Annotated in this window: 21 protein-coding genes; 14 read left to right on the top strand and 7 right to left on the bottom strand. The window is 66.2% G+C overall.

Annotation, left to right across the window (positions count from 1 at the left end):
• The first annotated feature begins 44 nt into the window (after positions 1–44).
• A complete protein-coding gene (gene yoaA, locus AC1RHV_RS21455; RefSeq protein WP_054450791.1) occupies positions 45–2,141 on the top strand; it encodes a DNA repair helicase YoaA in 2,097 nt (698 codons plus the stop codon).
• Positions 2,142–2,210: 69 nt separating this feature from the next.
• Here the strand turns inward: yoaA and AC1RHV_RS21450 are convergent, their stop codons facing one another.
• Positions 2,211–3,422, bottom strand: a complete 1,212-nt coding sequence (locus AC1RHV_RS21450; RefSeq protein WP_460360234.1) for an MFS transporter — start codon at positions 3,420–3,422, stop codon at positions 2,211–2,213.
• 85 nt (positions 3,423–3,507) lie between these two features.
• On the opposite strand from AC1RHV_RS21450, the gene AC1RHV_RS21445 reads away from it, so the two are divergent.
• Positions 3,508–4,449 carry a GlxA family transcriptional regulator gene (locus tag AC1RHV_RS21445; RefSeq protein WP_054450795.1) on the top strand — a complete coding sequence of 314 codons (942 nt, stop codon included), beginning with the start codon at positions 3,508–3,510 and terminating at the stop codon, positions 4,447–4,449.
• Between the two features lie 48 nt (positions 4,450–4,497).
• On the opposite strand, the gene AC1RHV_RS21440 is transcribed toward AC1RHV_RS21445, so the two are convergent.
• Complete coding sequence (locus tag AC1RHV_RS21440; RefSeq protein ID WP_233564578.1) at positions 4,498–5,256, bottom strand: outer membrane protein assembly factor BamD; 759 nt, start codon at positions 5,254–5,256, stop codon at positions 4,498–4,500.
• 137 nt (positions 5,257–5,393) lie between these two features.
• Between AC1RHV_RS21440 and AC1RHV_RS21435 the strand changes: the two genes are divergently transcribed.
• The 11 genes from AC1RHV_RS21435 to AC1RHV_RS21385 all read left to right on the top strand — a co-directional run bounded on the left by AC1RHV_RS21435 (position 5,394) and on the right by AC1RHV_RS21385 (position 15,925).
• Positions 5,394–6,392, top strand: a complete 999-nt coding sequence (locus AC1RHV_RS21435) for an RluA family pseudouridine synthase (protein WP_054450799.1) — start codon at positions 5,394–5,396, stop codon at positions 6,390–6,392.
• On the top strand, positions 6,380–7,144 hold the full coding sequence (pgeF, locus tag AC1RHV_RS21430) for a peptidoglycan editing factor PgeF (protein WP_054450801.1): 765 nt from the start codon (positions 6,380–6,382) through the stop codon (positions 7,142–7,144). Before AC1RHV_RS21435 ends, pgeF begins: the two co-directional genes overlap by 13 nt.
• 124 nt (positions 7,145–7,268) lie before the next feature.
• The gene (phaC, locus tag AC1RHV_RS21425) at positions 7,269–8,903 is read left to right on the top strand and encodes a class I poly(R)-hydroxyalkanoic acid synthase (protein ID WP_054450803.1); all 1,635 of its coding nucleotides are present in this window, start codon (positions 7,269–7,271) and stop codon (positions 8,901–8,903) included.
• A gap of 77 nt (positions 8,904–8,980) precedes the next feature.
• Positions 8,981–9,718 (top strand): acetoacetyl-CoA reductase, encoded by a 738-nt coding sequence (gene phbB, locus AC1RHV_RS21420; RefSeq protein WP_054450805.1) that lies wholly within the window; start codon positions 8,981–8,983, stop codon positions 9,716–9,718.
• Between the two features lie 117 nt (positions 9,719–9,835).
• Positions 9,836–10,402 (top strand): polyhydroxyalkanoate synthesis repressor PhaR, encoded by a 567-nt coding sequence (gene phaR, locus AC1RHV_RS21415; protein WP_042792481.1) that lies wholly within the window; start codon positions 9,836–9,838, stop codon positions 10,400–10,402.
• Positions 10,403–10,603: 201 nt separating this feature from the next.
• On the top strand, positions 10,604–11,614 hold the full coding sequence (locus AC1RHV_RS21410; RefSeq protein ID WP_370528711.1) for a linear amide C-N hydrolase: 1,011 nt from the start codon (positions 10,604–10,606) through the stop codon (positions 11,612–11,614).
• 165 nt (positions 11,615–11,779) lie between these two features.
• The gene (locus AC1RHV_RS21405; RefSeq protein ID WP_013392347.1) at positions 11,780–12,316 is read left to right on the top strand and encodes an iron transporter; all 537 of its coding nucleotides are present in this window, start codon (positions 11,780–11,782) and stop codon (positions 12,314–12,316) included.
• A 2-nt stretch (positions 12,317–12,318) separates the two neighbouring features.
• Positions 12,319–12,672, top strand: a complete 354-nt coding sequence (locus tag AC1RHV_RS21400) for a cupredoxin domain-containing protein (RefSeq protein WP_370540024.1) — start codon at positions 12,319–12,321, stop codon at positions 12,670–12,672.
• 13 nt (positions 12,673–12,685) lie between these two features.
• Complete coding sequence (locus AC1RHV_RS21395; protein ID WP_054450811.1) at positions 12,686–13,537, top strand: FTR1 family iron permease; 852 nt, start codon at positions 12,686–12,688, stop codon at positions 13,535–13,537.
• Between the two features lie 39 nt (positions 13,538–13,576).
• A complete protein-coding gene (locus tag AC1RHV_RS21390; protein ID WP_492301932.1) occupies positions 13,577–14,974 on the top strand; it encodes a 4Fe-4S binding protein in 1,398 nt (465 codons plus the stop codon).
• Positions 14,975–15,052: 78 nt separating this feature from the next.
• A complete protein-coding gene (locus tag AC1RHV_RS21385) occupies positions 15,053–15,925 on the top strand; it encodes a PhzF family phenazine biosynthesis protein (protein WP_192493225.1) in 873 nt (290 codons plus the stop codon).
• A gap of 103 nt (positions 15,926–16,028) precedes the next feature.
• Here AC1RHV_RS21385 and AC1RHV_RS21380 read toward each other — a convergent pair whose 3' ends face one another.
• From AC1RHV_RS21380 to cphA (AC1RHV_RS21360), 5 genes are all read right to left on the bottom strand, one after another.
• Positions 16,029–16,367 (bottom strand): BON domain-containing protein, encoded by a 339-nt coding sequence (locus AC1RHV_RS21380; protein WP_013392352.1) that lies wholly within the window; start codon positions 16,365–16,367, stop codon positions 16,029–16,031.
• A gap of 69 nt (positions 16,368–16,436) precedes the next feature.
• Positions 16,437–16,601: a DUF1328 domain-containing protein gene (locus AC1RHV_RS21375; protein WP_006389411.1), complete on the bottom strand. Its 165-nt coding sequence runs from the start codon at positions 16,599–16,601 to the stop codon at positions 16,437–16,439.
• A 27-nt stretch (positions 16,602–16,628) separates the two neighbouring features.
• Complete coding sequence (locus AC1RHV_RS21370; protein ID WP_006389412.1) at positions 16,629–16,829, bottom strand: CsbD family protein; 201 nt, start codon at positions 16,827–16,829, stop codon at positions 16,629–16,631.
• A 595-nt stretch (positions 16,830–17,424) separates the two neighbouring features.
• Positions 17,425–19,995 (bottom strand): cyanophycin synthetase, encoded by a 2,571-nt coding sequence (gene cphA, locus AC1RHV_RS21365; RefSeq protein WP_175164107.1) that lies wholly within the window; start codon positions 19,993–19,995, stop codon positions 17,425–17,427.
• Positions 19,996–20,056: 61 nt separating this feature from the next.
• Positions 20,057–22,672 carry a cyanophycin synthetase gene (gene cphA / locus AC1RHV_RS21360; RefSeq protein ID WP_054450818.1) on the bottom strand — a complete coding sequence of 872 codons (2,616 nt, stop codon included), beginning with the start codon at positions 22,670–22,672 and terminating at the stop codon, positions 20,057–20,059.
• A gap of 262 nt (positions 22,673–22,934) precedes the next feature.
• Here cphA (AC1RHV_RS21360) and AC1RHV_RS21355 point away from each other — a divergent pair, with 262 nt between their 5' ends.
• Complete coding sequence (locus tag AC1RHV_RS21355) at positions 22,935–25,220, top strand: cyanophycin metabolism-associated ABC transporter (protein ID WP_054450820.1); 2,286 nt, start codon at positions 22,935–22,937, stop codon at positions 25,218–25,220.
• The last annotated feature ends 3 nt before the right edge of the window (positions 25,221–25,223 follow it).

Raw genomic sequence — 25,223 nt, 5'->3', positions numbered from 1 at the left:
TGGCGCCCGAACCGCAACCGGCACCGGTTCACCGTTGACTCGCTATGCTGGACCTGGATATCTCCGAATTCTTCGACGCCGACGGGCCTTTGGCCACGGCTTTGCCCGGCTACAAGCCCCGGCCTTCACAGGTCGAACTCTCGCAGGCCATAGGGCAGGCCATCCAGGACCGCGCCACCTTGGTGGCGGAGGCAGGCACCGGCATCGGCAAAACCTGGGCCTATCTTGTACCCGCCTTCATCCAGGGCGGCAAGGTGCTGATTTCCACGGGTACGCGCACCCTGCAGGACCAGCTTTTCGCCCGTGACCTGCCGCGCGTGCGCGCGGCGTTGGCCGCGCCGGTGACGGCCGCGCTGCTCAAGGGCCGCGGCAACTACGTCTGTCATTACCACCTGGATCGCCTGCAGGGCGACGAGCGCGCGCTGAAGTCGCGCACCGAAATCCAGCAGTTGCGCCAGATCCAGGTGTTCGCGGGCATTTCCAAGACGGGCGACCGCGGCGACCTGGCGCAGGTACCGGAAGACGCCGACATCTGGCAGCGCGTGACCTCCACGCGCGAGAACTGCCTGGGCCAGGAATGCCCGCGCATCCGCGACTGCTTCGTGGTAAAGGCGCGCCGCCAGGCGCAGGAAGCCGACGTGGTGGTCGTGAACCATGCCCTGTTCATGGCCGACCTGGTGCTGCGCGAAGAGGGCGTGACCGACCTGCTGCCCGAAGCGGACACCGTGATCTTCGACGAAGCGCACCAGTTGCCGGACACGGCCACCCGCTTTCTGGGCAGCAGCGTGTCCACGCACCAGTTGCTGGATTTCGGCCGCGCGCTGGAAGCGGCCGGCCTGGCCTACGCGCGCGAAGCCGCCAAATGGAGCGACGTCAGCCGCCATGTGGAAACGGCGGCGCGCGAGCTGCGCCTGGTCTGTGCGCCGCTGGACCGTATGCCCGGCCGCAAGGCGACTTTCGAGGCCATCCCCAATCCCGAGGAATTCGACGAAGCGCTGTTGGCGCTGCGCGAGGCCGTGGACGGCGCGGCCAAGGCGCTGGGCGCGGTGGCCGAAAAGCACCCGGACCTGATGGCGGCCGCGCGCAGCGGCGCCGAGATTTCGGTGCGGCTGAAGCGCTGGGCCACGCCGGGCCGGGCGGGCGCAGACCATTCCGACGAAGGCTGGGGCCGCGACGACCAGGCGTCCGAACCCGTCGTGCAATCGGCGCTGGGCGATGGACTGCCCACGCCTGCCGCCATCCTGGAGGGCGCGGCCGCGGCGGAACAATGGACCGGCCCGGCGGTGCGCTGGGTCGAACACGGGCAGCACCACGTGCGCCTGCATTCGGCGCCGCTGTCGGTGGCCCAGGCTTTTTCCAAGTACCGCAAGCCGGGCCAGGCCTGGATCATGACCTCGGCCACGCTGTCCGTGAACGGCGAGTTCACGCACTTCACCAGCCAGCTGGGGCTGGAGAAGGCGCGCACGGGCAAATGGGAATCGCCCTTCGACTATCCCGAACAGGCCTTGCTGTTCGTGCCGCGCGGCATGCCCGAACCGCAATCGCCGCAGTTCCTCGACCGCTTCGTGCAGACCCTGCTGCCGCTGCTGGAGGCCAGCCCCGGCGGCACGCTGGTGCTGTGCACGACGCTGCGCGCGGTGGACAAGGTCGCCAACCTGCTGGCCGACGCCTTCGACGATGCCGGCCATGAATGGCCATTGCTCAAGCAGGGCGAGGGCACGCGCCGCGATCTGCTGGACCGCTTCTGCAAACTGGAGCATCCGGTGCTGGTGGGCAGCGCCAGTTTCTGGGAAGGCATAGACCTGCCCGGCGACGTGCTGACCCTGGTGGCGATCGACAAGCTGCCGTTCGCGCCGCCCGACGATCCGGTCATCGAGGCGCGCCTGCGCGCCTGCCGTGCGCATGGCGGCAATCCCTTTGCGGAATACCAACTGCCCGAAGCCGCGATCTCGCTCAAGCAGGGCGCGGGCCGTCTGATCCGTACGGAATCGGACTGGGGCGTGCTCATGGTGGGCGACGCGCGCCTGGTCGAAAAGCCTTATGGCAAGCGCCTGTGGCGCGGTCTGCCGCCGTTCGCGCGGACGCGCGAACTGGAAGAAGTACTGGCGTTCTACCGGCGCAAGCAGGAACCGCAGGACTAGCGGCCGTTCACGCCACAATCAGCCAGCCCTGGGGGCTGCCCGCGCCAGCGGGCCCCCCTGCCAGCCGCCTCAGGCCGCGACCCGTTCCGTCCGCCGCGACATCGCCCACCACCCGGTCATGACCGCGGCCAGGCCCACGATGGGCAGCATGGCGGCGTTCAACGTTTCCCAGCCCATGCGCACGAGCGCCGGACCCGCGGCCAGCGTGGCCAGGGCGGTGGTGGCGTAGCGCAGCATTTCGGCGGCTCCTTGTACGCGCGCCCGTTCGGCGGGACGGTAGGACTGCGCCAGCAGCGTGGTGCCGCCGACAAACATGAAGTTCCAGCCCACGCCCAGGCAGAACAATGCCGCGTGGAAGGCCGTGAGCGAAGTCGATTGCATCGCGATCAGCGAGCAGGCCGCGTTCAACGCCATGCCCATGCCAAGTACGCGGGGCAGACCCAGCCGGTTGATCAGCGCGCCGGCGAAGAAGGCCGGGGCGTACATGCCGATCAGGTGCCACTGCATGATGCTGGCGCCATCGGCGATGCTGTGCTGGCAGGCGACCGCGGCCAGCGGCGCGGCCGTCATGACAAACATCATCGACACCGAACCCACGACGTTGTTGGCCAGGGCCGCCACGAAAATCGGCTGCCGCATGACCTCGCCCAAAGGACGGGCCGGCAGGCCTGCGGCCTGCGTGTCGGCGGGCTGGCCGCCTTCGCCTGCCTGGTCGCGGTAGGCGATGAGCAGCAGCGCGCTGGCGGCTCCCAACAGCGCCACCATCAGATAGGCGCCGGAAAAGATCGCGGCGGGGAAGATGTCCTTGGCCCAGGCCGCCAGCGCCGGCCCCGCGATGGCGGCGATGACGCCGCCCGTCAGGACCACGGATATGGCGCGGCTCTTGGCCTCGGCGGGTACCGCGTCGGCGGCGGCCAGGCGGTAGTACTGCGCAAACGCCTGGAACACGCCGACCAGCGCCGTGCCCAGGCAGAAGAGCCAGAAGTCGCTGGCGAACACCGCGGCCACGGAAATCAGCCCACCGGCCGCGCCCGCCAGCGATCCCAGCATGAAGCCCGCACGGCGGCCGATGCGCTGCATGAGCAGCGATGCATACCAGGTGACCGCGGCGCCCGCCACGGTGATCAGCGCGAACGGCAGCGTGGCCAGGGCGGGATGCGGCGCCAGCATCTGGCCGGTCAGCGCCGTCAGGGTCAGGTCGATGGAGATCGCCGCGATGTACAGGCCCTGGCAGACGGCGAGGATGCGGGCATTGCGCAGGCCGCGCGTGGAGGAGGTCATGGCTGTGGGAGTCCGGAGGATTGACAGGCCCCACTCTAGCGCCGGAAACTATGGCAAGAATGACTATTTTCCCTCATTTCATGCCATGACCCATCGCGTCTGCATCCTGCCCGTACCCAACTTCCAGCTGCTCGACATGGCAGGCCCGCTGTCGGTCTTCCAGATCGCTGCCGAACTGGTGCCGGGCGCCTACGAAGTGGCCGTGGCGTCGGCCGAAGGCGGCCTGGTCCGCTGTTCGGCCGGCGTGCCCGTGCTGACGCGGCCCTGGCGCGGTCTGCGCGCCGACACCGTGCTGGTGCCGGGCGGCCAGGGCGCGCGCGAACCCCAGGCGGCCCCGGCCATGCTGGCCTATCTGCGCGCCGCGCATGCGCGCGGCCGGCGCGTGGCCAGCGTCTGCACCGGCGCGTTCGTGCTGGCGCAGGCCGGCATCCTGCAAGGGCGCCGCGTGACCACCCACTGGCGTCATGCCGCCGAACTGCAGCAGCGCCATCCCGCGCTTGCGGTGGAAGCGGACCGCATCTACGTCGAGGACCGCGCGGTCTGGACCTCGGCGGGCATCACGGCCGGCATCGACCTGGCGCTGGCCATGGTGCAGGCGGACCACGGCGAGGCGGTCGCCCGCGCCACCGCCCGCGAGATGGTGGTCTATCACCGGCGCACGGGAGGGCAGTCGCAGTTCTCTGCATTGCAGGACCTGGCGCCAGCCAGCGGACGCATGCGCGAGGTGCTGGCCCATGTGGGCCAGCACCTGGACGAAGTCCTGGACATCGAGCGCCTGGCCGGCGTGGCCTGCCTGAGTCCGCGCCAGTTCTGCCGCCAGTTCAAGCTGGAAACCGGGCAGACCCCGGCCAAGGCCGTGGAGCGCGTGCGCGCCGAGGCTGCGCGTGAACTGGTCGAGGAAGGCGAGGCCGGCATGGATGCCATCGCGCGCCGGGTGGGCTTCGGCGATACGGAGCGCATGCGCCGCGCCTTCATCCGCATCTACGGGCAGCCGCCGCAAGCGCTGCGGCGCGGCGCGCCGGCATGAAAAAGCCCCTGCGTGGCAGGGGCTTTGCTTGGTGCGGCGGGCGTTACGTCAGTTGAACGGGTTCCACCAGCTCTTGTCGGCCTTCAGGCCCTTGGTCTTGAATTCGCTGTTGGGGAAGTTCTTGTCGTACACGCGCTGCGAGTCGTTCTTCAGTTCGGTCAGGCCGAGCTTGTCGTAGGACTCGACCATCAGATAGAGCGCTTCCTCGGTGGCGGGGGCGCCTTCGAAGTCGGTGATGACGGTCTGCGCACGGTTGGCCGCGGCCACGTAGGCGCCGCGCTCGTAGTAGTAGCGGGCGACGTGCACTTCGTTCATGGCGATGGTGTTGACCAGCCAGGCGACGCGCTTCTCGGCATCCACCGTGTACTTGCTGTCCGGGTAGCGCTTGATCAGCTCGTTGAACGCGTCGTAGGACGCGCGCAGGCCCTTGGGATCGCGCTCGGCGGGATCCTGGCCGGTGATGCTGCTCATGAAGGCGCTGGCCGGGGTGAAGTTGATCAGGCCCTTCAGGTAAAGGGCGTAGTCGGTGCCGGGGTGATTGGGGTAGAGCTGCTGGAAGCGGTCGATGGCGGCCAGGGCCTGCTCGTTTTCGCCGTCCTTCCAGTTGACGTAGGCAAGCTCAAGCAGGGCTTGCTGGGCGTAGACGCCGAAGGGGTAGCGGCTTTCGATCGCGGTCAGGCGTTCGCGCGCTTCTTTCCAGCCGCCCGAGGCCATTTCCGCCTTGGCGTCTGCGTAGAGCTGTTCGGCGCTCCAGTTGGTGGTCTTGTCGTACTTGCTGTTGCTCGAGCCGCAACCGGCGATGACCATCACGGCGAGCAGCGCGATAACCACGCGCAAGACCGGCCCGCTTCGGGAGGCGGGATTCGAGGGAGCTGCGGAGTGGTGAATCACGAGAATCGTATCCTTGGTGTTAGCATGCAAGGCTGATTATATGATTTGTCTCCATGTCTGATACAGCCTCCGGCGCGGATCTCGTTTCCGACGACGAACTCCTGGGTATTTCCGAAGAAAACCCGCAGGGGGAACCGCAATTTGTAACAGTGCCTTCCGGCACGCGCGCCGACCGGTTGGACAAGGTGCTCGCGGGGCTGATGCCCGAGCATTCCCGCAGCCGGCTGCAGGGCTGGATCGAGGCCGGCAACGTCCACGTGAACGGCAAGCCCGGCAAGATCCGCCAGACGGTCGGACCCGACGACGAACTCACCGTCTGGCCCCAGCCCGCGCCCGAAACCCTGGCCTTCGCGCCCGAACCCGTGGAGTTCGCGGTCGTGGCCGAAAGCCCCGACTGGATCGTGGTGAACAAGCCCGCCGGCCTGGTGACGCATCCTGGCGCCGGCAACTGGAGCGGCACGCTGCTCAACGGCCTGCTGTACCGCTATCCCGAACTGGCGCAGGTGGCGCGCGCCGGCATCGTGCACCGCCTGGACAAGGACACCTCCGGCCTGATGGTCGTGGCGCGCAACGAAACCGCCCAGACCCACCTGGTGCGCCAATTGCAGGCGCGCAGCATGGGCCGCGAGTACGTGGCGCTGGTCCACGGCTGGCTGGCCGCGGCCGGCAAGGTCGATCGTCCCATCGGCCGCGATGCGCGCGTGCCGGTCCGCATGAGCGTGGAGCGCCCGGTGGCGCCCAAGCCCGCCATCACCCATTACATGCCCGCCCGCCGCGGCGAGGCGGATCCCGGCGGCCGCGTCACCGAAGTGGTGTGCCGCCTGGAAACCGGCCGCACCCATCAGATCCGCGTGCACATGGCCAGCCTGGGGCATCCGCTGCTGGCCGATACCATCTACGGCGGCAAGAACATTGCGGGCGCGCAGCGGCAGATGCTGCATGCGCGCGCGCTGCATTTCGAAGATCCGGGCGGTCGCGGCGAAGTCGACTTCACCGCGGCCGTGCCTCCCGACATGAGCTTGGTCCAGGAAGAGATTGCATGGAACGCGTAGTGGCAGGCTTGCCGGTGGTGACGGGCCCGCAATGGCCGGGCGTGAACTACTTCTGCACGACCCGGGCAGGGGGCGTGGGCGTCGCGCCGCACGACACCTTGAATCTGGGCCGCCGCGCCGGGGACGATCCGGACACGGTGACTGAGAACCGGCGCCGCGTGCGCGCTGCGCTGCCGGCCGAACCCCTGTGGCTGCGTCAGGTCCATGGCAGCGTAGTGGTGGATGCCGATCAGGCCGACCTGCCGGACGAGCCGGCGGTCGACGCCAGCGTCACGGCGCAGCCCGGCCGCGTGCTGGCCGTGATGGTTGCCGATTGCCTGCCCGTGGTCATCGCCGATGCGCAAGGCACGGTGCTGGGCGCGGCGCATGCCGGCTGGCGCGGCCTGTCGGGCGGCGTGCTGGAGAACACGCTCGCGGCCATGCGCGCCAAGGCGCCGCAGGCCTCGGGCTGGCGCGCCTGGGTCGGCCCCGGCATCGGCCCGCAGGCGTTCGAGGTCGGGCAGGACGTACTGGACGCGTTCACCAAGGACGATCCGGCAACCCTGCGCTACTTCACGCCGCGGCCGGGCATTTCCGGAAAATGGCTGGCCGACCTCGCCGGATTGGCTGATTTCCGCCTGCGCCGCGCCGGAGTACAAGAAGTGTCCTTGAGCGGGATGTGCACGGTGGCCGGGGCGGACCGGTTCTTTTCGTACCGCCGCGACGGCGAAACCGGACGCATGGCTTTGCTGGCCTGGCTAGGCCCGGTTTGATCTGGCGCAAGGCCCGCAGCCGGCCTTGCGTCATACCCTGTCAGGCCTCCTTGTATACCCGCATTGACAGTCCCGGACCCGGAATGCAACATCAATCGCGTAGTTTCGATAACAAGGTGTCGAAGTGAATGCCAATCTCTCCGCAGGGCCCATTCCGGTGAGCGTGGCACCGGAAGTCCTGGCCGACATTCAGGCCGAATTCTCCCGCGAGTGGCAGCGCCTTTGCGATGACGCCCGCCGTGGCGCGCTTGCGCCGCCGCCAGACCGCCGTTTTTCGGGTGATGCCTGGGCCTCCAATCATTCGCACCTGCTGCTGGCGCATACCTATCTGCTGTCGGCCCGCGCCATGTCGCGCATGGTCGACGCGGCCCAGGTCAGCGAGCCCATGCGCGATCGCCTGCGCTTTTCCATCATGCAATGGGTCGACGCGCTGTCGCCGTCGAACTTCCTGGCGTTGAACCCGGATGCCCAGCAATCCATCGTCGAAAGCGCCGGACGCGCGCTCAACGAAGGGCTGGCCAATCTGCTGGGGGACGTCAAGAAAGGCCGCATCACGCAGACCGACGAATCGCAGTTCGAGATCGGCCGCAACGTCGCCGTGACGCCGGGCGAAGTGGTGTTTGAAAACCGGTTGTTCCAGCTCATCCAGTACGCGCCGTCGACCGCCACCGTGCACGAACGGCCGCTGGTCATCGTTCCGCCGAACATCAACAAGTTCTACATCCTGGACCTGCAGCCCGAAAATTCCTTCGTGCGGCACGCGGTGGACCAGGGCTATACGGTATTCCTGATTTCCTGGCGCAATCCGGTGTCCAGCGACACCGATGGCGTGGACCGCGCGACTTGGTCCGATTATCTGGACGACGCGGTGCTGCAGGCGCTGCGCGTGGCCAGCGACATCACCAAACAGCCGCAGGTCAATGCGCTGGGCTTCTGCGTGGGCGGCACGATGCTGGCTTCCGCGCTGGCCCTGGCCGAGGCGCGCGGCGAGCATCCGGTCGCGTCGCTGACCCTGTTGACCTCGCTGCTGGATTTCCACGATACCGGCATCCTCAACGTCTTCGTCGACGAAGCGCACGCGCTGCTGCGCGACCACCAGTTGGGGCAGGGCGGGCTGATGCCCGGGCGCGATCTCGCCACCACGTTCTCGTTCCTGCGGCCCAACGAGCTGGTCTGGAACTATGTGGTCGGCAACTACCTGAAAGGCCAGAAGCCGCCCGCGTTCGACCTGCTGTTCTGGAATGGCGACAGCACCAATCTGCCCGGCCCGTTCTTCTCCTGGTATTTCCGCAATACCTACCTGGAGAACAACCTCAAGGTGCCGGGCCGCGCGCAGGCCGCGGGCCTGCCGCTGGACCTGACGCGCCTGGAAATGCCGGCGTACATCTTCGGGTCACGCGAGGACCATATCGTGCCCTGGGTTTCGGCGTATGCGTCGACCCAGGTGCTGCGCGGACCGCAGCGCTTCGTGCTGGGGGCGTCCGGCCACATCGCCGGCGTGGTGAACCCTCCGGCGAAGAAGCGCCGCAGCTACTGGGCGGCTGACAAGCTTGAACAGTCAGGCCATCATCTGCCTGGCGACCCGAACACCTGGTTCGCGCAAGCGGTCGAGACGCCGGGCAGCTGGTGGCCCGATTGGGCCGGCTGGCTGTCGGGCCATTCCGGCAAGCAGGTCAAGGCGCGTGAAAAATTGGGCAATGCCAAGTACCGGCCGATAGAGCCGGCGCCTGGCAGATATGTGAAAGTCCGGGCAGCCTGAAGCCGCGACCAGCGGTTAGGCCCAGACGAGAAGAAGGTTAATCAACGAGGCGTCCGTCGCACACAGGAGGAAGTCCAATGAGCGGAAAACTGGCTTACGTTACAGGCGGGATGGGCGGTATCGGCACCTCTATTTGCCAGCGCTTGGCCAAGGATGGCTTTCGCGTGGTGGCAGGTTGCGGCCCCAGCCGCAACTACCAGCAGTGGCTGGATGAGCAGGCAGCGCAGGGCTACACGTTCTACGCGTCCGTGGGCAACGTGTCCGATTGGGACTCCACGGTAGAAGCCTTCGAACGGGTCACGAAGGAGCTGGGCCCGGTCGACGTGCTGGTCAACAACGCGGGCATCACCCGCGATGGCCTGTTCCGCAAGATGAGCGCGGACGATTGGCGCGCGGTCATCGACACCAACCTGAACAGCTTGTTCAATGTGACCAAACAGGTGATCGACGGCATGGTCGAACGCCAGTGGGGGCGCATCATCAACATCAGCTCGGTGAACGGGCAGAAAGGCCAGTTCGGCCAGACGAACTATTCGACCGCCAAGGCCGGCATCCATGGCTTCACCATGGCGTTGGCCCAGGAAGTCGCCAGCAAGGGCGTCACCGTCAACACGATTTCGCCCGGCTACATCGGCACCGACATGGTCCGCGCCATCCGTCCCGACGTGCTGGAAAAGATCGTCGCCACCATCCCGGTGCGCCGCCTTGGCACGCCGGAAGAAATCGCGTCCATGACGTCGTGGTTGGCCTCGGACGAGTCCGGCTTTTCGACGGGCGCGGACTTCTCGCTCAATGGCGGCCTGCACATGGGCTGACCCATCGCGGGCCGCCAGCGGGCGGCCCGTCGGCGCCGGAGGGCCTCGGGGAGAGGGCCCTCCGGATTACACTAACCCTATCCGAAGCCTTAGAGATCGCCCGATCCGGGGACAACCATGACGCAAGCACAAACCGGCGCCAGCCTGCGCCTGATTAAAAAGTACCCCAACCGTCGCCTGTACGACACCCGGACCAGCACCTACATCACCCTGGCAGATGTCAAGCAACTGGTCCTGGCAAACGAAGAATTCCAGGTCGTCGATGCCAAGAGCAGCGAAGACCTGACGCGCAGCATCCTGCTGCAGATCATCCTTGAAGAGGAAAGCGGCGGCATGCCCATGTTCTCCTCGAACATGCTGTCGCAGATCATCCGTTTCTATGGCCATGCCATGCAGGGCATCATGGGTTCCTACCTGGAAAAGAACATCCAGGCCTTCATGGAAATCCAGCAGCGCATGGCGGAGCAATCCAAGGGCTTGTACGGCAGCCAGTTCGGCCCCGAGGCCTGGGCCCAGTTCATGAACGTGCAGACGCCCATGCTGCAGAACATGATGAACAACTACATCGACCAGAGCAAGAATCTGTTCGTGCAGATGCAGGACCAGATGCAGGATCAGACCCGCGCCATGTTCTCGACCTTCCCGTTCACGCCTGGCGGCACGCAAGGTCCCGGCCGCAAGTAATGGCGGGGCCGTGCCTGGCGCGGCCTCATCGATCAGCACCCCAAAAGCCGGACATAGATCTGGTTCTTGGGGTGTTTTTTCATCACCGCGTGCAGGTTCTGCTCGCGCGGCAAGCAAGCACAGATACCTCGGAGAGCAAGCATGAGACTGAACAAGGCGTTTTCCCGCCTGGCCTGCGCGGCACTGGCAGGCTTGACGGCCATGTCCGCGTCGCCCGCCGCTTGGGCTTGCACACGCGTGGTCTTCCATGGCGCCAACCAGCAGGTGGTTACCGCACGCTCCATGGACTGGAAGAACGACATCACCAGCAACCTGTGGGTATTGCCGCGCGGCATGGCGCGCAGCGGCGAGGCCGGCCCGAACTCCCTGCGCTGGACTTCGCGCTACGGCAGCGTGGTCACGTCCGGCTATGACGTCTCCACCACCGATGGCGTGAACGAGGCGGGCCTGAGCGCCAATCTGCTGTGGCTGGCCGAATCGCAGTACCCGCAATTCGATGCGAAGAGCAAGCCCGGCCTGACCATCGCGGCGTGGGCGCAATACGTGCTGGACAACTACGCCACCGTCAAGGAGGCCGTGGCGGCGCTGGAGCAGGAACCCTACACCATCGTCTCGGACAACGTGCCGGGCGAGGACCGCCTGACGACGCTGCACCTGTCGATCTCGGACGCCAGCGGCGACAGCGCCATCATCGAATACATCGGCGGACGCCAGGTGATCCACCATAGCCGCGACTACCAGGTGATGACCAACTCGCCTCAGTTCGAGCAGCAGCTTGCGCTCGATGCCTACTGGCAGCAGATCGGCGGCACCACCATGCTGCCGGGCACCAACCGCGCAGCCGATCGTTTCGTGCGCGCATCGTTCTACATCAACGCCATCCCCAAGGATCCCGATCCCAACAAGGCGCTGGCCAGCGTCTTCAGCGTGATACGCAACGTCTCCGTACCCTATGGCATCAGCACGCCCGGACAGCCCAATATCTCGTCCACCCGCTGGCGCACAGTCTTCGACCACCAGCGCAAGCTGTACTTCTTCGAATCGGCCCTGACGCCCAACACGTTTTGGGTGGACCTGAAGGCCCTGGACTTCAGTCCGGAAACCGGCAAGGTGCTGAAGCTGGACCTGGGGCCGGATCAGCGCCACACGTTTGCGGGCGACGCCACGCGCGACTTCCAGCCCGCGGCGCCGTTCAAGTTTCTCGGGCTCTGAAAAAAGGTCAGGGCCTTTTTCGCCGCTTGATCAAACGCAATGATCCGCAGATTTTCCTGATCCGAGGTTCAGGGTTCTGTCAGTTGATTTGGTTACATTAATGAAAACGGTTCTTGTTTGTATTTTAGGAGCCGTCGTCTCATTTGTGTCTCAAGGATTATGCACATGATCAAGAAAGCCTTGGCCCTGGCCATTGTCGCCCTGAGCGTTTCCGCCGCGAACGCGGCCGAATACCCCATCGGCAAACCGGTGGAAAAGGGCGGCATGGAAATCGGCGCGGTGTATCTGCAGCCGATCGAAATGGACCCCCCGGGCATGATGCGCCCGGCCAAGGATTCGGATGTGCACCTTGAGGCCGACATTCACGCCACCGCCGGCAACAAGACGGGCTTCCCCGAAGGCGAGTGGGTGCCTTACCTGGTCGTGAAGTACGAAATCCAGAAGGTCGGCAGCCAGAACGTGCAGAAGGGCACCTTCATGCCGATGGTCGCCAACGACGGTCCGCACTACGGCGAGAACGTCAAGCTGGAAGGTCCGGGCAAGTACAAGCTGAAGTACTCCATCCTGCCGCCGACCGCGGACAAGATGAGTCACTTCGGCCGTCACGTCGACAAGGAAACCGGCGTGGGGCCGTGGTTCGAGCCCTTCGACCTCGAATATGAATTCGTCTACGCCGGCACCGGCAAGAAGGGCGGTTACTGATCGTGCGCAGCCTGCTTCGCGTTGCCGTCGCATTGCTGATCGGCCTGGCCGGCCTGGCCGGCGGGGCGCCCGCGCAGGCTGACGAACTACCCACGTTCACGCTGACCTTCAAGCCGAACGGTACGTTCGAGCCCGCCACGCTGGAAGTGCCGGCGGGCCGTTTCAAGATCGAGCTCATCAACGAGAGCAACGAGCCGGTGGAGTTCGAAAGCATTCCGCTGCGCAAGGAAAAAGTCCTGGGGCCGGGTGTGAAGTCTTTCGTGGTGATCACCATTTCCCGCCCCGGCGAGTATCCATTTTTTGATGACTTTCACCAGAGCGTGAAAGGCACCTTGGTCGTCAAACCCAAGGAATAAGCGGTAGCAATATATGGAACAGGTCCTCTTTATCGTCTGGCGTGAAAGCGTCGAAGCCATGCTGGTGGTGGGCATACTCTACACCTGGCTGCGCTCCACGCCGGAGGGCAAGCGTGGCCTGAACTACCTGTGGGGTGGCGTCGCGGCAGGCCTGGCGCTGGCCGTGGCCCTGGCGCTGGTGCTGCTGGGCGTCTCCTCCTGGCTCAGCGACGAAGGCCAGGAATGGTTCCAGGCCATCATGTCGCTGGCCGCGTGCGCGCTGGTGGTGCAGATGGTCGTGTGGATGAAGAAGCACGGCCGCACGCTCAAGGGCGAACTCGAAGGCGGGGCCCGCGCTTCCGTCGCCAGCGACAACTGGTGGGGCCTGTTCGTGCTGGTGGCCATTGCCGTGGCGCGCGAAGGCAGCGAAACCGTGGTGTTCCTGTACGGCACCGTGTCGGCGGGCGAGGGCGGCAGCGACATGCTGATGCTGGCGCTGGCTGGCGTGGCCGGTTTTGTGGTGGCGTTGCTGACGTTCTGGCTGTTGCAATTGGGCGGCAAGCTCATCACCTGGCGCCGCTTCTTCCGCGTGACCGAAATCCTGTTGCTGCTGTTGGCCGGCTCGCTGCTGGTGGGCGGCCTGGATCACCTGATTTCGCTGGACGTGCTGCCGACCATCGTGGATCCGGTCTGGGACAGCTCGTGGCTCTTGAGCGACAGCACCGGCGTGGGCAAGGTCCTGGCCGACTTCGCCGGCTACCGCGCGCTGCCTGCGTTGATCTCGGTGCTGTTGTGGGTGGCTTACTGGATCATTGTGTGGGCGCTGCTGCGCTGGGTGGGGAGCAAGCCGGCAGGCGCTGCCACCGCCGCCCGCAGCGCCACCTGAACCCGACTGTTGCCGGACTGAATATTTGAAGGTTTGACCATGGCAGCTGCACTCGGGAGGGCGACCTCCCGTATCGCCGACTTTCTCCGTGACCATGCCCCGCTGTTGCGCAAGCTGCAGTGGGGCATTGTTGCGATATACGCGTTCCTTTTGATCGTGCCCGCGATCCTGCCCTTGCCGGACAACGCGGCCTCGGTCTTCAACAATCTGACCATCGTCGCTCAGTTCGCGTTCTGGGGCGTGTGGTGGCCGTTCGTGCTGATTTCCATGCCCATCCTGGGCCGGGCCTGGTGCGGCTGGCTCTGTCCCGAGGGCATGCTGACTGAATGGGCCAGCGAGCGCGGCCAGGGCCATGCGATTCCGAAATGGATGCGTTGGGGCGGCTGGCCTTTCGTCGCGTTCGCGTTGACGACCGTCTACGGGCAACTGGTCAGCGTCTACCAATATCCGCTGGCGGTGCTGGCGGTGTTGGGCGGGTCCACGGTGGCGGCCATGATCGTCGGCTGGCGCTACGGCCGCAGCAAGCGCGTGTGGTGCAAGTACCTGTGCCCGGTCAACGGCGTCTTCAACCTGTTGGCCAAGCTGGCTCCCTGGCACTTCAAGGTCGACGAAGAGAAGTGGCGTCATCCTGTCATCCGCATCGAGCCCATCAACTGTGCGCCGCTGGTACCGCTGCGCCACATGAAGGGCGCGGGCGACTGCCATGTCTGCGGACGCTGCAGCGGCTATCGCGGTGCGATCGAACTGACGCCGCGTTCGCCCGAAGAAGAAATCGTGCATGTCACCCATGGCGATCCATGGCAGACGGCGCTGCTGTGCTTCGGCCTGATGGGCATCGCGATCGGCGCCTTCCTCTGGAGCGCCAGCCCCTGGTACGTGACCGCCAAGCAGTGGGCCGCGACCTGGCTGGTCGAACACGACATCATGTGGCCGCTGCTGGACAACGCGCCCTGGTTCATCCTGACGCATTACCCGGAAGTGAACGACAGCTTCTCGTGGCTGGACGGCGCCGGCATCCTGATGTTCGTCGTCGGCGCCACGATCTGTGTCGGCGGCGCTTCCTTCCTGTCGTTGTGGATCGCCGACCGCCTGGCGCCCGCCGCGCCTGTGGAAGGCGAACCCGCGACGCGCTGGGGCCGTCCTGGCCTGCACAAACTGGCGCAGGCCCTGATTCCTTCCGCCGGCATCGGCGTGTTCCTGGGCCTGTCGGCCACCACCGTAAATCTGCTCAAGCACGAAGGGATGCAGGCCGCCTGGGCCGCGCCGGTGCGGTTCACGCTGCTAAGCCTGGCGGTGCTGTGGACGCTGCGCCTGTATGCGCGCCTGCTCAAGCCGCGCGCGGCAAGCGGTTGGCGCAAGGGGCTGGCCTGGCTGGTGCTGGCAGCCGGCCTGGTGCCGTTCTGCCTGGCATGGGTGTTGTTCTTCGCGGTCTGGTAGTCCGGGCCCGAGGCTTGCGATAAAGTAGGGAACGCGCCGGCTCAAGCCGGCGCAATGTTTTCAACTATCGCTACCGCCATGGCCACCTACGCTTTCCGCCTGCTCAACGTTTTCGCTTCCTCCACCTTCAGCGGCAACCAGCTCTGCGTGTTCGAAGACGCGCGCGGCATGGACGACGCCACCATGCTGAATCTGGCGGCGCAATTCAATCTGTCCGAAACGACCTTCATCCTGCCCTCCGACAAGGCGGCAGCGCGCGTGCGCATTTTCACGCCGGGCTTCGAGATGAAGTTCGCGGGCCATCCCACCATAGGCACCTCGCAGGTCGTGCGTGACTTGCGGCAGACGGGCGATGCATTGACCCTGGAGTTCGCTGCCGGCGTGGTGCCGGTGACGGCGCGCGGCGATGCCTGGACCTTTACCGCGCCGTGCCCGGATGGCGTGCGCACCGCCGCGCCCGAGCTGGAGCGAGGCGAAATCGCCAGCCTGCTGGGTCTGGATGCGAGCGATCTGCTGGACGATCCGATCTGGCTGGACACCGGCGCCGATCAACTGCTGGTGCCGCTGGCCAGCGTGGACGCGGTACGCCGCGTTGCGCCCGATGCCTCGCGGCTGGACCGTTGGCAGGCCAACAGCCTGGGCCGCAAGGTCATGTATGCCTACGCTTTCGACGACAGCCGCCAGCAGGATGGGCGCCAGGTGGTGGTGGCGCGCTATTTCTACGCCAAGGCGGGCGGCGGCGTGAACGAAGACGCCGGCACGGGTTCGGCCTGCGCCAATCTGGGCGGCTGGCTTTTGCATCAAAAGCGACCCTTGCCCGCCAGCATCCTGGTGGAGCAGGGCGACCAGATGGGCAGGCCCTGCCGGTTGTTGCTGGACGTCCAGGCCGATGGCCGGATCCAGGTGGGCGGACGCGCCCTGGAGATAGGCCGGGGCGTAGTGGACGTCTGATCAGGACCGCCGTGCGGGACGCGGCGCAAAAGCAAGGCGGCGCCTGTGTCGGACACAGGCGCCGCCTTGTTTTCAAGACCGGGCCGAAGCGGCCCGGTCGGGCTTACTTCTTGTTCTTGGCCGGGTCGACCTTGATGTTGTTCATCACCTGCTTGACGCCTTCGACGCCGCGCGCCACGGTGGCGGCATGATCGGCTTCGGCCGCGGTGCCGACGGTACCCGTCAGCTTGGTGACGCCCGCATTGGTCTCCACGGCGATGTCCAGCGCGCTCAGCTGCTTGTCGGCCACGATGGCAGCCTTGACCTTGGTGGTCACGGTGGCGTCGGACGCGTACTCACCCACGGACTGTTTCGGCTTGCCGTCATCGGCGGCAAAAGCCATGGAAGTGAAGACGGCGCCCGTGCCCAGTGCAGCGGCGGCGATCAGCTTGCGGAATTCCATAGTCATGCTCCTTGTTAGTGGTTCAGCGCGTCGGGACGCGAGGATTGTGTGGTGTCTTGGGTCCGAGTTCTATTTTTTGCGGAATGCGCCGCCGAGGATGGACAGCAGCGCCAGTACCAGGAAGACGAAGAACAGGATCTTGGCGATGCCGGCAGCGCCGGCGGCGATGCCGCCGAAGCCCAGGACAGCCGCGATGATGGCGATGACGAAGAAAACTACGGCGTAGTGCAACATGTCAGCTTCTCCTGGTGGTTTATCGGATCAAGGATTGCGGTCGAAGAAGTCGCGGACTTCTTTTTCAGCTTGTTCCTTGGTCTTGCCATAACGCTCCTGGATCAGGCCCGCCAGACGTTCGGCGTTGCCTTCGGTGCGGGTCAGCTCGTCGTCGGTGAGCTCACCCCAGGCGGCCTTGGCCTTGCCCGTCAGTTGCTTCCATTTGCCAGCGATGATGTCGTTGTTCATGGTGACCTCTCCTGTTGCTAGCGGCATCCGGTTTGCGGCCTGTAAACCGGGTTGTCGCGGTTGAGTGGGACACTGATCAGCTAGGGCCTGCCGGTTCAAGAAGTTGCCGTGCAGGCCATGTACTTACCGTACGAGCCTGCGGCATGGCCGTCAAACCTGGCTGTGGGCAAATGTAACGGCCTGGCGGCGGCAAAATGGCCTGGTTTCCGGCGGGAGGAGATTGCAGGCGCATTAGGTGCCGCAGTTACATTCCGGCAATGTCTTGTCCCCTTTTGAGGGAGGCTGGTAACTGGATCTGCAAGTCTGGATGCGGGCATGCGCGCTTGGCTTGCCGACGCGCGCGCCGGTATAGTGTCCGCGGAACCCGCAAGCAGGTTCGGCCACAGAATATGGAAAGAGGAACTCGCATGACGCAACGACTTTGCCGCGCTATCTTGCTGACGCTGGCCGCGATGGCCGCGCTCGGATGCACGCACGTGACGGACCGCTATCAGGCCGCTGCGCCTGTGGTGTCGTCCAGCAGCTGATCGGCGCGCGCCGACGCAAACGGGGCGCCCTTGGGCGCCCCGTTTGCACTTCAGGAACCGCGTACGGCTCAGGCTTGCGCGATGCGGCGCGCGATGTGATCCAGCGCCTCTTCGACCTGGTCGACCAGGATCAGGCACAGGTCGCCTGCGCCCAGGCGCGCCAGCGCCGTGTCGATGGCGAGAAACTCGCCGTGGATCTCTTCGACGTGCTTGCTGCGCGTGGCGTTGGCCAGGCCTTGTTGCAGCAGGGCCAACACTTCGCCGTCGGCGCGGCCGCGCTGGCATTGGTCCTGGTAAAGCAGCACGTCGTCGAAGGCTTCGCCGAGGATCTCGGTCTGCATCCGGATGTCTTCGTCGCGCCGGTCGCCCGCGCCGCTGATGACCACGGAACGGCGCTTGGCCGGCATGGCGTCCACCGCGCGCACCAGGGCCAGGATGGCATCGGGATTGTGGCCGTAGTCGGCGATCACCGTGGCGCCGCGGTAGTCGAACACGTTGAAGCGTCCGGGCGCTGTCTGGGCGTCGTTGACGAAGCTGGCCAGGCCGCGGCGGATGATGTCCGTGTCCAGACCCAGCGCCCAGGCCGCGGCGATTGACGCCATGGCGTTTTCCACCTGGAAGGTGATCGTGCCGTTGCGCGTGAGCGGAATGGCGGCCAGCGGGTAACGGGTTTCTTCGCCGCCCTGCGCGGTGACGATGGAGTCGCCGTCGCGGTACACGCAGCGCAGGCCTTGCGCGCGATGCGTGGCCAGCACGGGATGATTGCGGTCTTCGGCGAAGTAGGTGATGGAACCCGGGCAGCTCGCCGCCATTTCAGCCACGATGGGATCGGCCGCGTTCAGCACCGCGGTGCCGCTGGGGTGCACGTGCTGCACGATCACGCGCTTGACCACGGCCAGGTCCTCGACCGTGCTGATGTAGCCCAGGCCCAGGTGGTCGCCCATGCCGATGTTGGTGACGATGGCCACATTGCAGCGGTCGAAGGCCAGGCCTTCGCGCAGGATGCCGCCGCGCGCGGTTTCGAACACGGCCGCGTCGACGTCCGGGTGCATGAGCACGCTGCGGGCGCTGCGCGGGCCGCTGCAATCGCCGGTGTCGATGCGCAGGTTGTCGACGTAGACGCCGTCGGAATTCGTCATGCCGACGCGGTTGCCGGCGACGCCCAGGATGTGGGCGGTCAGGCGCACGGTGGTGGTCTTGCCGTTGGTGCCGGCCACGGCCACGACCGGGATGCGGCCGTCGTCGCCGTCCGCGTACATGTTGGCGATGATGGCCTCGCCCACGGCGCGGCCCTTGCCGAAGGACGGATTCAAGTGCATGCGCAGGCCGGGGGCGGCGTTCACTTCCACCACGCCGCCGTTCTGGTCTTCAAGCGGGTAGAGCACGCTTTCGGCGACCACGTCCACACCGCAGATGTCCAGCCCGATCATGCGGGCCGCCGACACCGCGCGCGCGGCCATTTCCGGATGCACTTCGTCGGTCACGTCGGTGGCCGAGCCGCCGGTGCTCAGGTTGGCGTTGTTGCGCAGGAAGATCAGGGTGCCGGACGGCGGCACGGAGTCGGCCTCGAAACCCTGCTTCTTGAGAGTCGCCAGGGCAATGTCGTCGAAGCGGATCTTGGTCAGCGAGGTCGCGTGGCCGTCGCCGCGCAGCGGGTCGGCGTTGACCTGGTCCACCAGTTGGCGGATGGTCTGCACCCCGTCGCCCGTGACCTGCGGCGGGTCGCGGCGCGAGGCCGCGACCAGTGCGCCGCCGACCACCAGCAGGCGGAAGTCGTGGCCGGGGATGTAGCGCTCGACGATGACCTCGGAGCTGATTTCCTCGGCCACTTCAAAGGCCTGGATCACGCGCTCGCGGGATTCGATGTTGACGGCGACGCCGCGGCCCTGGCTGCCGTCGCGCGGCTTGACCACGACCGGGCCGCCCAGTTCCTCGGCGGCGGCCCAGGCTTCCTCGGCGGTGGTCACCGAACGGCCCATGGGCACCGGCACGCCGGCGGCGTCCAGCAGCATCTTGGTCAGGTCCTTGTCCTGCGCGATTGACTCGGAGATGGCGCTGGTCAGGTCGGTTTCGGCGGCCTGGATGCGGCGCTGCTTGCTGCCCCAGCCGAACTGCACCATGCTGCCCTGGGTCAGGCGGCGGTAGGGGATGTTGCGGGCGGTGGCGGCATTGACGATGGAGCCGGTGCTGGGCCCCAGGCGCACGTCTTCGTCCAGTTCGCGCAGGCGCTTCAAGGCGTCGGCGAGATCGAAGGGGGTGTCGTCCAGCGCGGCGCGCACCAGCACTTGCGCCAGTTCCATCGCCAGCTTGCCGACTTCTTCCTCGCTGTACTCGACCACCACCTGGAACACGCCAGGCTCGATGGTGGAGGCGGTGCGGCCGAACGTGACGGGGCAGCCGGCATGCGCCTGCATCGTCAGGGCCACGATCTGCAGCACGTGCGCGATGGAGACCGCGCCCTGATGGCCTTCCGGACGCAGCAGCCCGGTCTGCGGCAGGCGCGCGCGCAGGCGCGCTTCGAAATCAGGCAGGTTGTCGATGGAGCATTCGGCGTCGGCGCAGGAAACGATGGCCTCGATCGCGGTGTTCTTGCTCCACAGATTGGGGCCGCGCAGTGCTCGGATACGGGAAACTTCCATGGCAGGTATTCCTGTCTAGCTCACGCGCGCCCCGCTAGTACGAGGGCGCGCGCAGATATTGTCAGTATTGCTGAATCCAGCGGCGGACCAGGTCGATGGTGGGACCGGAGAAGGCTTCGTCGGACTGCAGCAGGACGAAGTCGCCTGCGGCGATGGCGTCGAGCTGGCTCTGGATGGCCTTGCCGTGGTCGGGTTCGTCCTGGATGTCCTTGACGCGGGAGCCTTGCGCCAGGCCCTGGCGCAACAGCGCGCGCGCCTCGCCTTCGGGACGCTTGCTGCGCACGGTCAGGTCGTCGTAGAGCACCACGCGGTCGAAGGCGTCGCCCAGCAGCTTGCCCTGTTCGATCAGGTCCGCGTCGCGGCGGTCGGCGCCGGCCGAGTAGACGGCGGCGCGCGTGGTCGACGGGAACTGGTCGATGGCGGCGATCAGGGGGCGCAACGCCGAGGCGTTGTGCACGTCGTCGACCACCACGGTGCTGCCGTTGCGTTCGAACAGCGTGAACTGCCAGGGAGCGTCGGCCTGGTCGATGTCGAAGGTCTCGATGCCGGCGCGGATCAGCTCCACGGGTATGTCCAGCGCCCAGGCCGCGCCCACCGCGGCCAGCACGTTCTCGACCTGGAAGGCCACGCGGCCGCCATGGGTCAGCGGGATCGAGGCCACCGTGGCCAGGCGCTCCTCGCGGGTGCCATGCGCCAGCACGATGCCGCCGTCGCGCACGAACACGGCGCGGCCGTCTTGTTGCAGGTGAGCGACGATGGCGGGCAGGGCGGGATCGATGCCGAAGAAGATCACGGCGCCGTCGGATAGCTCGGCCATTTCCACCACGCGCGGATCGCGCGCGTTCAGCACGGTGGAGCCGCCGGGCAGCACCACGTCCACCTGCGTGCGGAACACGTTGAACATGCGCTCCGTTTCATTGATGTCGAAGTCGCCCAGGTGGTCGGCGTCGTCGATGTTGGTGACCACGCCAACCTGGCAGCGGTCGTAGGCCAGGCCTTGGCCCAGGATCACGCCGCTGTCGTTCTCGATGACGGCGGCATCCACGTTGCGGTTCATCAGCAGGCGCGTACCGGAAGCGAAATCGGCGCGGTCGCCCTTTTGCACCAGGCGGCGGTCCAGGTACAGGCCTTCACTGCAGGCCAGGCCGGTGCGCTTGCCGGACAGGCTCAGCAGGCGGGCCACCAGGCGCGCCACCACGGTTTTGCCGTTGGTGCCGGTAACGCCGACGATGGGGATGCGGCCCGCATCGCCTTCAGGGAACAGGTGGTCGACGATGGCGCGGCCGACCGGACGCGGCGTGCCGTCGGCAGGCTTCAGGTGCATCAGCAGGCCGGGGCCGGCGTTGACTTCGACGATGGCGCCGCGCTGTTCTTCCAGCGGGCGCGAGATGTCCTCGGCCACCAGGTCCACACCGGCGATGTCCAGGCCGACGATGCGCGCGGCCAGGGTCACGGTGGCGGCGATGCTGGGATGCACACGGTCGGTGACGTCGAAGGCGACGTTGCCGCTGCGTTGCACCAGCACGCGCTGGCCTTCGGGCGGAACGCTGTCTTCCGACAGGCCCTGGCGGGCGATTTCCAGCCGCGCGGCGGAATCGAGGCGCACCGGGTTCAGCGGGTGGTTCTCGGTGCGGCCGCGGCGCGGGTCGGTATTGATCTGGCTGTCGATGAGTTCGGTGATGGTGGACTTGCCGTCGCCCGTCACCCAGGCCGGTTCGCCGGCGGCGGCGGCCACCATGCGGTCGCCCACGACCAGCAGGCGGTGTTCGTTGCCCAGCACGAAGCGTTCGACGATGACGCCGCTGCCTTCGTCCACGGCCACGCGGTAGGCCGACACCACTTCCTCGCGCGTCGTCAGATTGGTGAACACGCCGCGGCCGTGGTTGCCGTCATAGGGCTTCACGACCACCGGCAGGCCGATGTCCTCGGCAGCTTCCCAGGCGTCGTCCTCGCTGCGTACGAGGCGGCCTTCGGGCACGGGCACGCCGCAGGTCGACAGCAGTTCCTTGGTCAGGTCCTTGTCGCGCGAAATGCCTTCGGCGATGGCGCTGGTGCGGTCGGTCTCGGCAGTCCAGATGCGGCGCTGGGCCGAGCCGTAGCCGAACTGCACGAGGTTGCCCTCGAACAGGCGGATGTAGGGAATGTCGCGGTCGTCGGCGGCATCCACGATGCAGGCGGTGCTGGGGCCGAGACAGTGCTTGTCGATCAGGCTGCGCAGCTTGGCGATGGCGGCGGGCACGTCGAAGGGGCGGTCTTCGATGCCGGCCATGACCAGGTCGCGGGCTTCGTTCAGGGCGGTGCGGGTGACCTGTTCCTGCCAGGCGCGCACGACGACCTTGTAGACGCCGCGGGTGGAGGTTTCCCGGGCCTTGCCGAAACCGCCGCGCAAGCCGGCCAGGTTCTGCAGTTCCAGGGTGACATGTTCAAGTATGTGGCCGGGCCAGGTGCCTTCTTTCAGGCGCGACAGGAAACCGCCCCGGACTCCCGGACTGCAGCGGTGCTCGATCAGCGTCGGCAGCCATTCGGTCAGGCGTTCGTAAAAGCCGGGAATGGTGTTGGAGGGATAATCCTCCAGTTCACCGATATCCACCCACGCTTCGAGTACCGGACGGTACGTCCAAATGTTCGGGCCGCGCAAAGCCACGACATCGAGAAATTCAATGTCTTTCTTTTTCATGTTTTAATTTACGAGAGAAGCAGGTTGGCACGCGCGGACGCCCCTATGCAAGACCGCGAATTTATTGGGGTTGCGCCTTTAGAATAATGCCAACGAGTGGGGGATCCCAGATATTCCTAATTAGAAAAATCGGCTGCTACTATACGACGCCTTCAAGGCGTGAAATCGTTATGTTGTAAGGAAGGGACACGTTTGCCGCCAGTCCTGGTTGCGAACCGGTTGCCGCCTAGTAGGGCAGAGTCCTGGCCCGGCATGCGTACCAATGAAAAAACCAAACCTGCTTTCCGGCCTTGCCGAAGCCTTTCCTGCCCGCTGGCGCGATGAAATCAGCGCCGAACTGGCGGACGGCGAAACCTTGTTGGCCTGGGTTGAAATAGACCTGGATCAGCGCCTGAAGTTCCGTCCGGGGCTTATCGCCGCCACCGACCGCCGGCTGTTGGCGCGCCATCCCGACGAACCGCGCTGGGAATCCTGGGCATATGGCCCCCAATTAAAACTGAGCCTCACCGACCACGCTGGCGCCGCGCTGCTGGAATTGCACGACGACGGCTCCCGCCTGGGCGCGTGGCGTTTCACGCTGGCGCGCAATCCGGCCGCGTTGCGGCTGCTGGCGCAGTTCGAAACGCAGCAGGCCATCCGTTTGTCCGGCCATCAGGACGAGGATCTGGCGGAGCGCACCTGCACCGTCTGTAATAACGTCATCCCGGCGGGCGAGGAAGAATGCCCGACCTGCAACCAGGAACAGGCAGCGCCATCCACCACTTGGGCGCTGCTGCGCCTGTGGCGTTTCGCCCGCCCTTACCGCGGGCCGCTGCTGGCGGGTTTCGTGCTGACCCTGCTGGGCACCGCCGCCACCCTGGTGCCGCCGTACCTGACCATGCCGCTGATGGACGACGTGCTGATTCCGTTCCAGAACGGCGCGCCCATCGATTACGACAAGGTCCGCCTCTATCTGGGCGGGCTGCTGGCCTCGGCTTTCCTGGCCTGGGGGCTGGGCTGGGCCCGGACCTATATCCTGGCCTGGGTCAGCGAGCGCATCGGCGCGGACCTGCGCACCACCACCTATGAGCACCTGCAGCAGCTGTCGCTGGAGTATTTCGGCGGCAAGCGCACCGGGGATCTGATTTCCCGCATCGGCAGCGAAACCGACCGCATCTGCGTGTTCCTGTCGCTGCACTTGCTGGACTTCGCCAACGACATCCTGATGATCTGCATGACCGCGGTCATCCTGGTGTCCATCAACCCGTGGCTGGCGCTGGTCACGCTGGTGCCGCTGCCGTTCATCATCTGGATGATCCACGCGGTGCGCGACCGCCTGCGCCATGGCTTCGAAAAGGTCGATCGCATCTGGTCGGAGATCACGAACGTCCTGGCCGACACCATTCCGGGCATCCGCGTGGTCAAGGCTTTCGCGCAGGAAAAGCGTGAAGTCGCGCGCTTTCGCGAAGCCAACAACCGCAACCTGGAAGTCAACGACCGCGTGAACACCACCTGGTCGCTGTTCTCGCCCACCGTCACGCTGCTGACCGAAGTGGGCCTGCTGGTGGTGTGGATCTTCGGCATCTGGCAGGTGTCGCAGAAGCAGATCACCGTTGGCGTGCTGGCCGCCTTCCTGGCCTATATCGGGCGCTTCTACATGCGTCTGGATTCGATGAGCCGCATCGTCTCGGTCACGCAGAAAGCGGCGGCTGGCGCCAAGCGCATCTTCGACATCCTGGACCATGTCTCCAGCGTGCCGGAACCGCAGAATCCCGCCAAGCTGCCGCACATCAACGGCCGCATCGAGTTGCGCGACGTGGGCTTCCGCTACGGCAACCGCCAGGTCATCCGCGGCTTGAACCTGAACATCGCGCCGGGCGAGATGATCGGCCTGGTGGGCCACAGCGGCTCGGGCAAGAGCACGCTGATCAACCTGATCTGCCGCTTCTACGACGTATCCGAAGGGGCGGTGCTGGTGGACGGCGCCGATATCCGTTCGGTGCGCGTGGCGGACTACCGCCGCAACATCGGGTTGGTGCTGCAGGAGCCGTTCCTGTTCTTCGGCACCATCGCCGAGAACATTGCCTACGGCAAGCCGGACGCCACCCGTGACGAAATCGTGGCTGCGGCGCGCGCCGCGCATGCGCATGAATTCATCCTGCGGCTGCCGCACGGCTACGACTCGCTGGTCGGCGAACGTGGCCAGGCCTTGTCCGGCGGCGAACGCCAGCGCATCTCGATCGCGCGCGCGCTGCTGATCGATCCGCGCATCCTGATTCTGGACGAAGCCACCTCGTCGGTGGACACCACCACCGAAAAGGAAATCCAGAAGGCGCTGGACAACCTGGTGCGTGGCCGCACCACAATCGCCATCGCCCACCGTCTGAGCACGCTGCGCAAGGCGGACCGCCTGGTGGTGCTGGACCGCGGCCAGATCGTGGAGCAGGGCCCGCACGAAGAACTGATGGCCCGCGAGGGCGCCTACTACCGCCTGTACCAGGCGCAGGCGCGCCAGGCCGAGGCCGACGCGCAGGCGTCGGGCAGCGAAGACATGGCCGCCGTGGCCTGACGC

The organism is Achromobacter sp. GW823-FHT04E03, from assembly GCF_058796095.1.
This window is presented reverse-complemented; position numbering and strand designations above follow the sequence as displayed.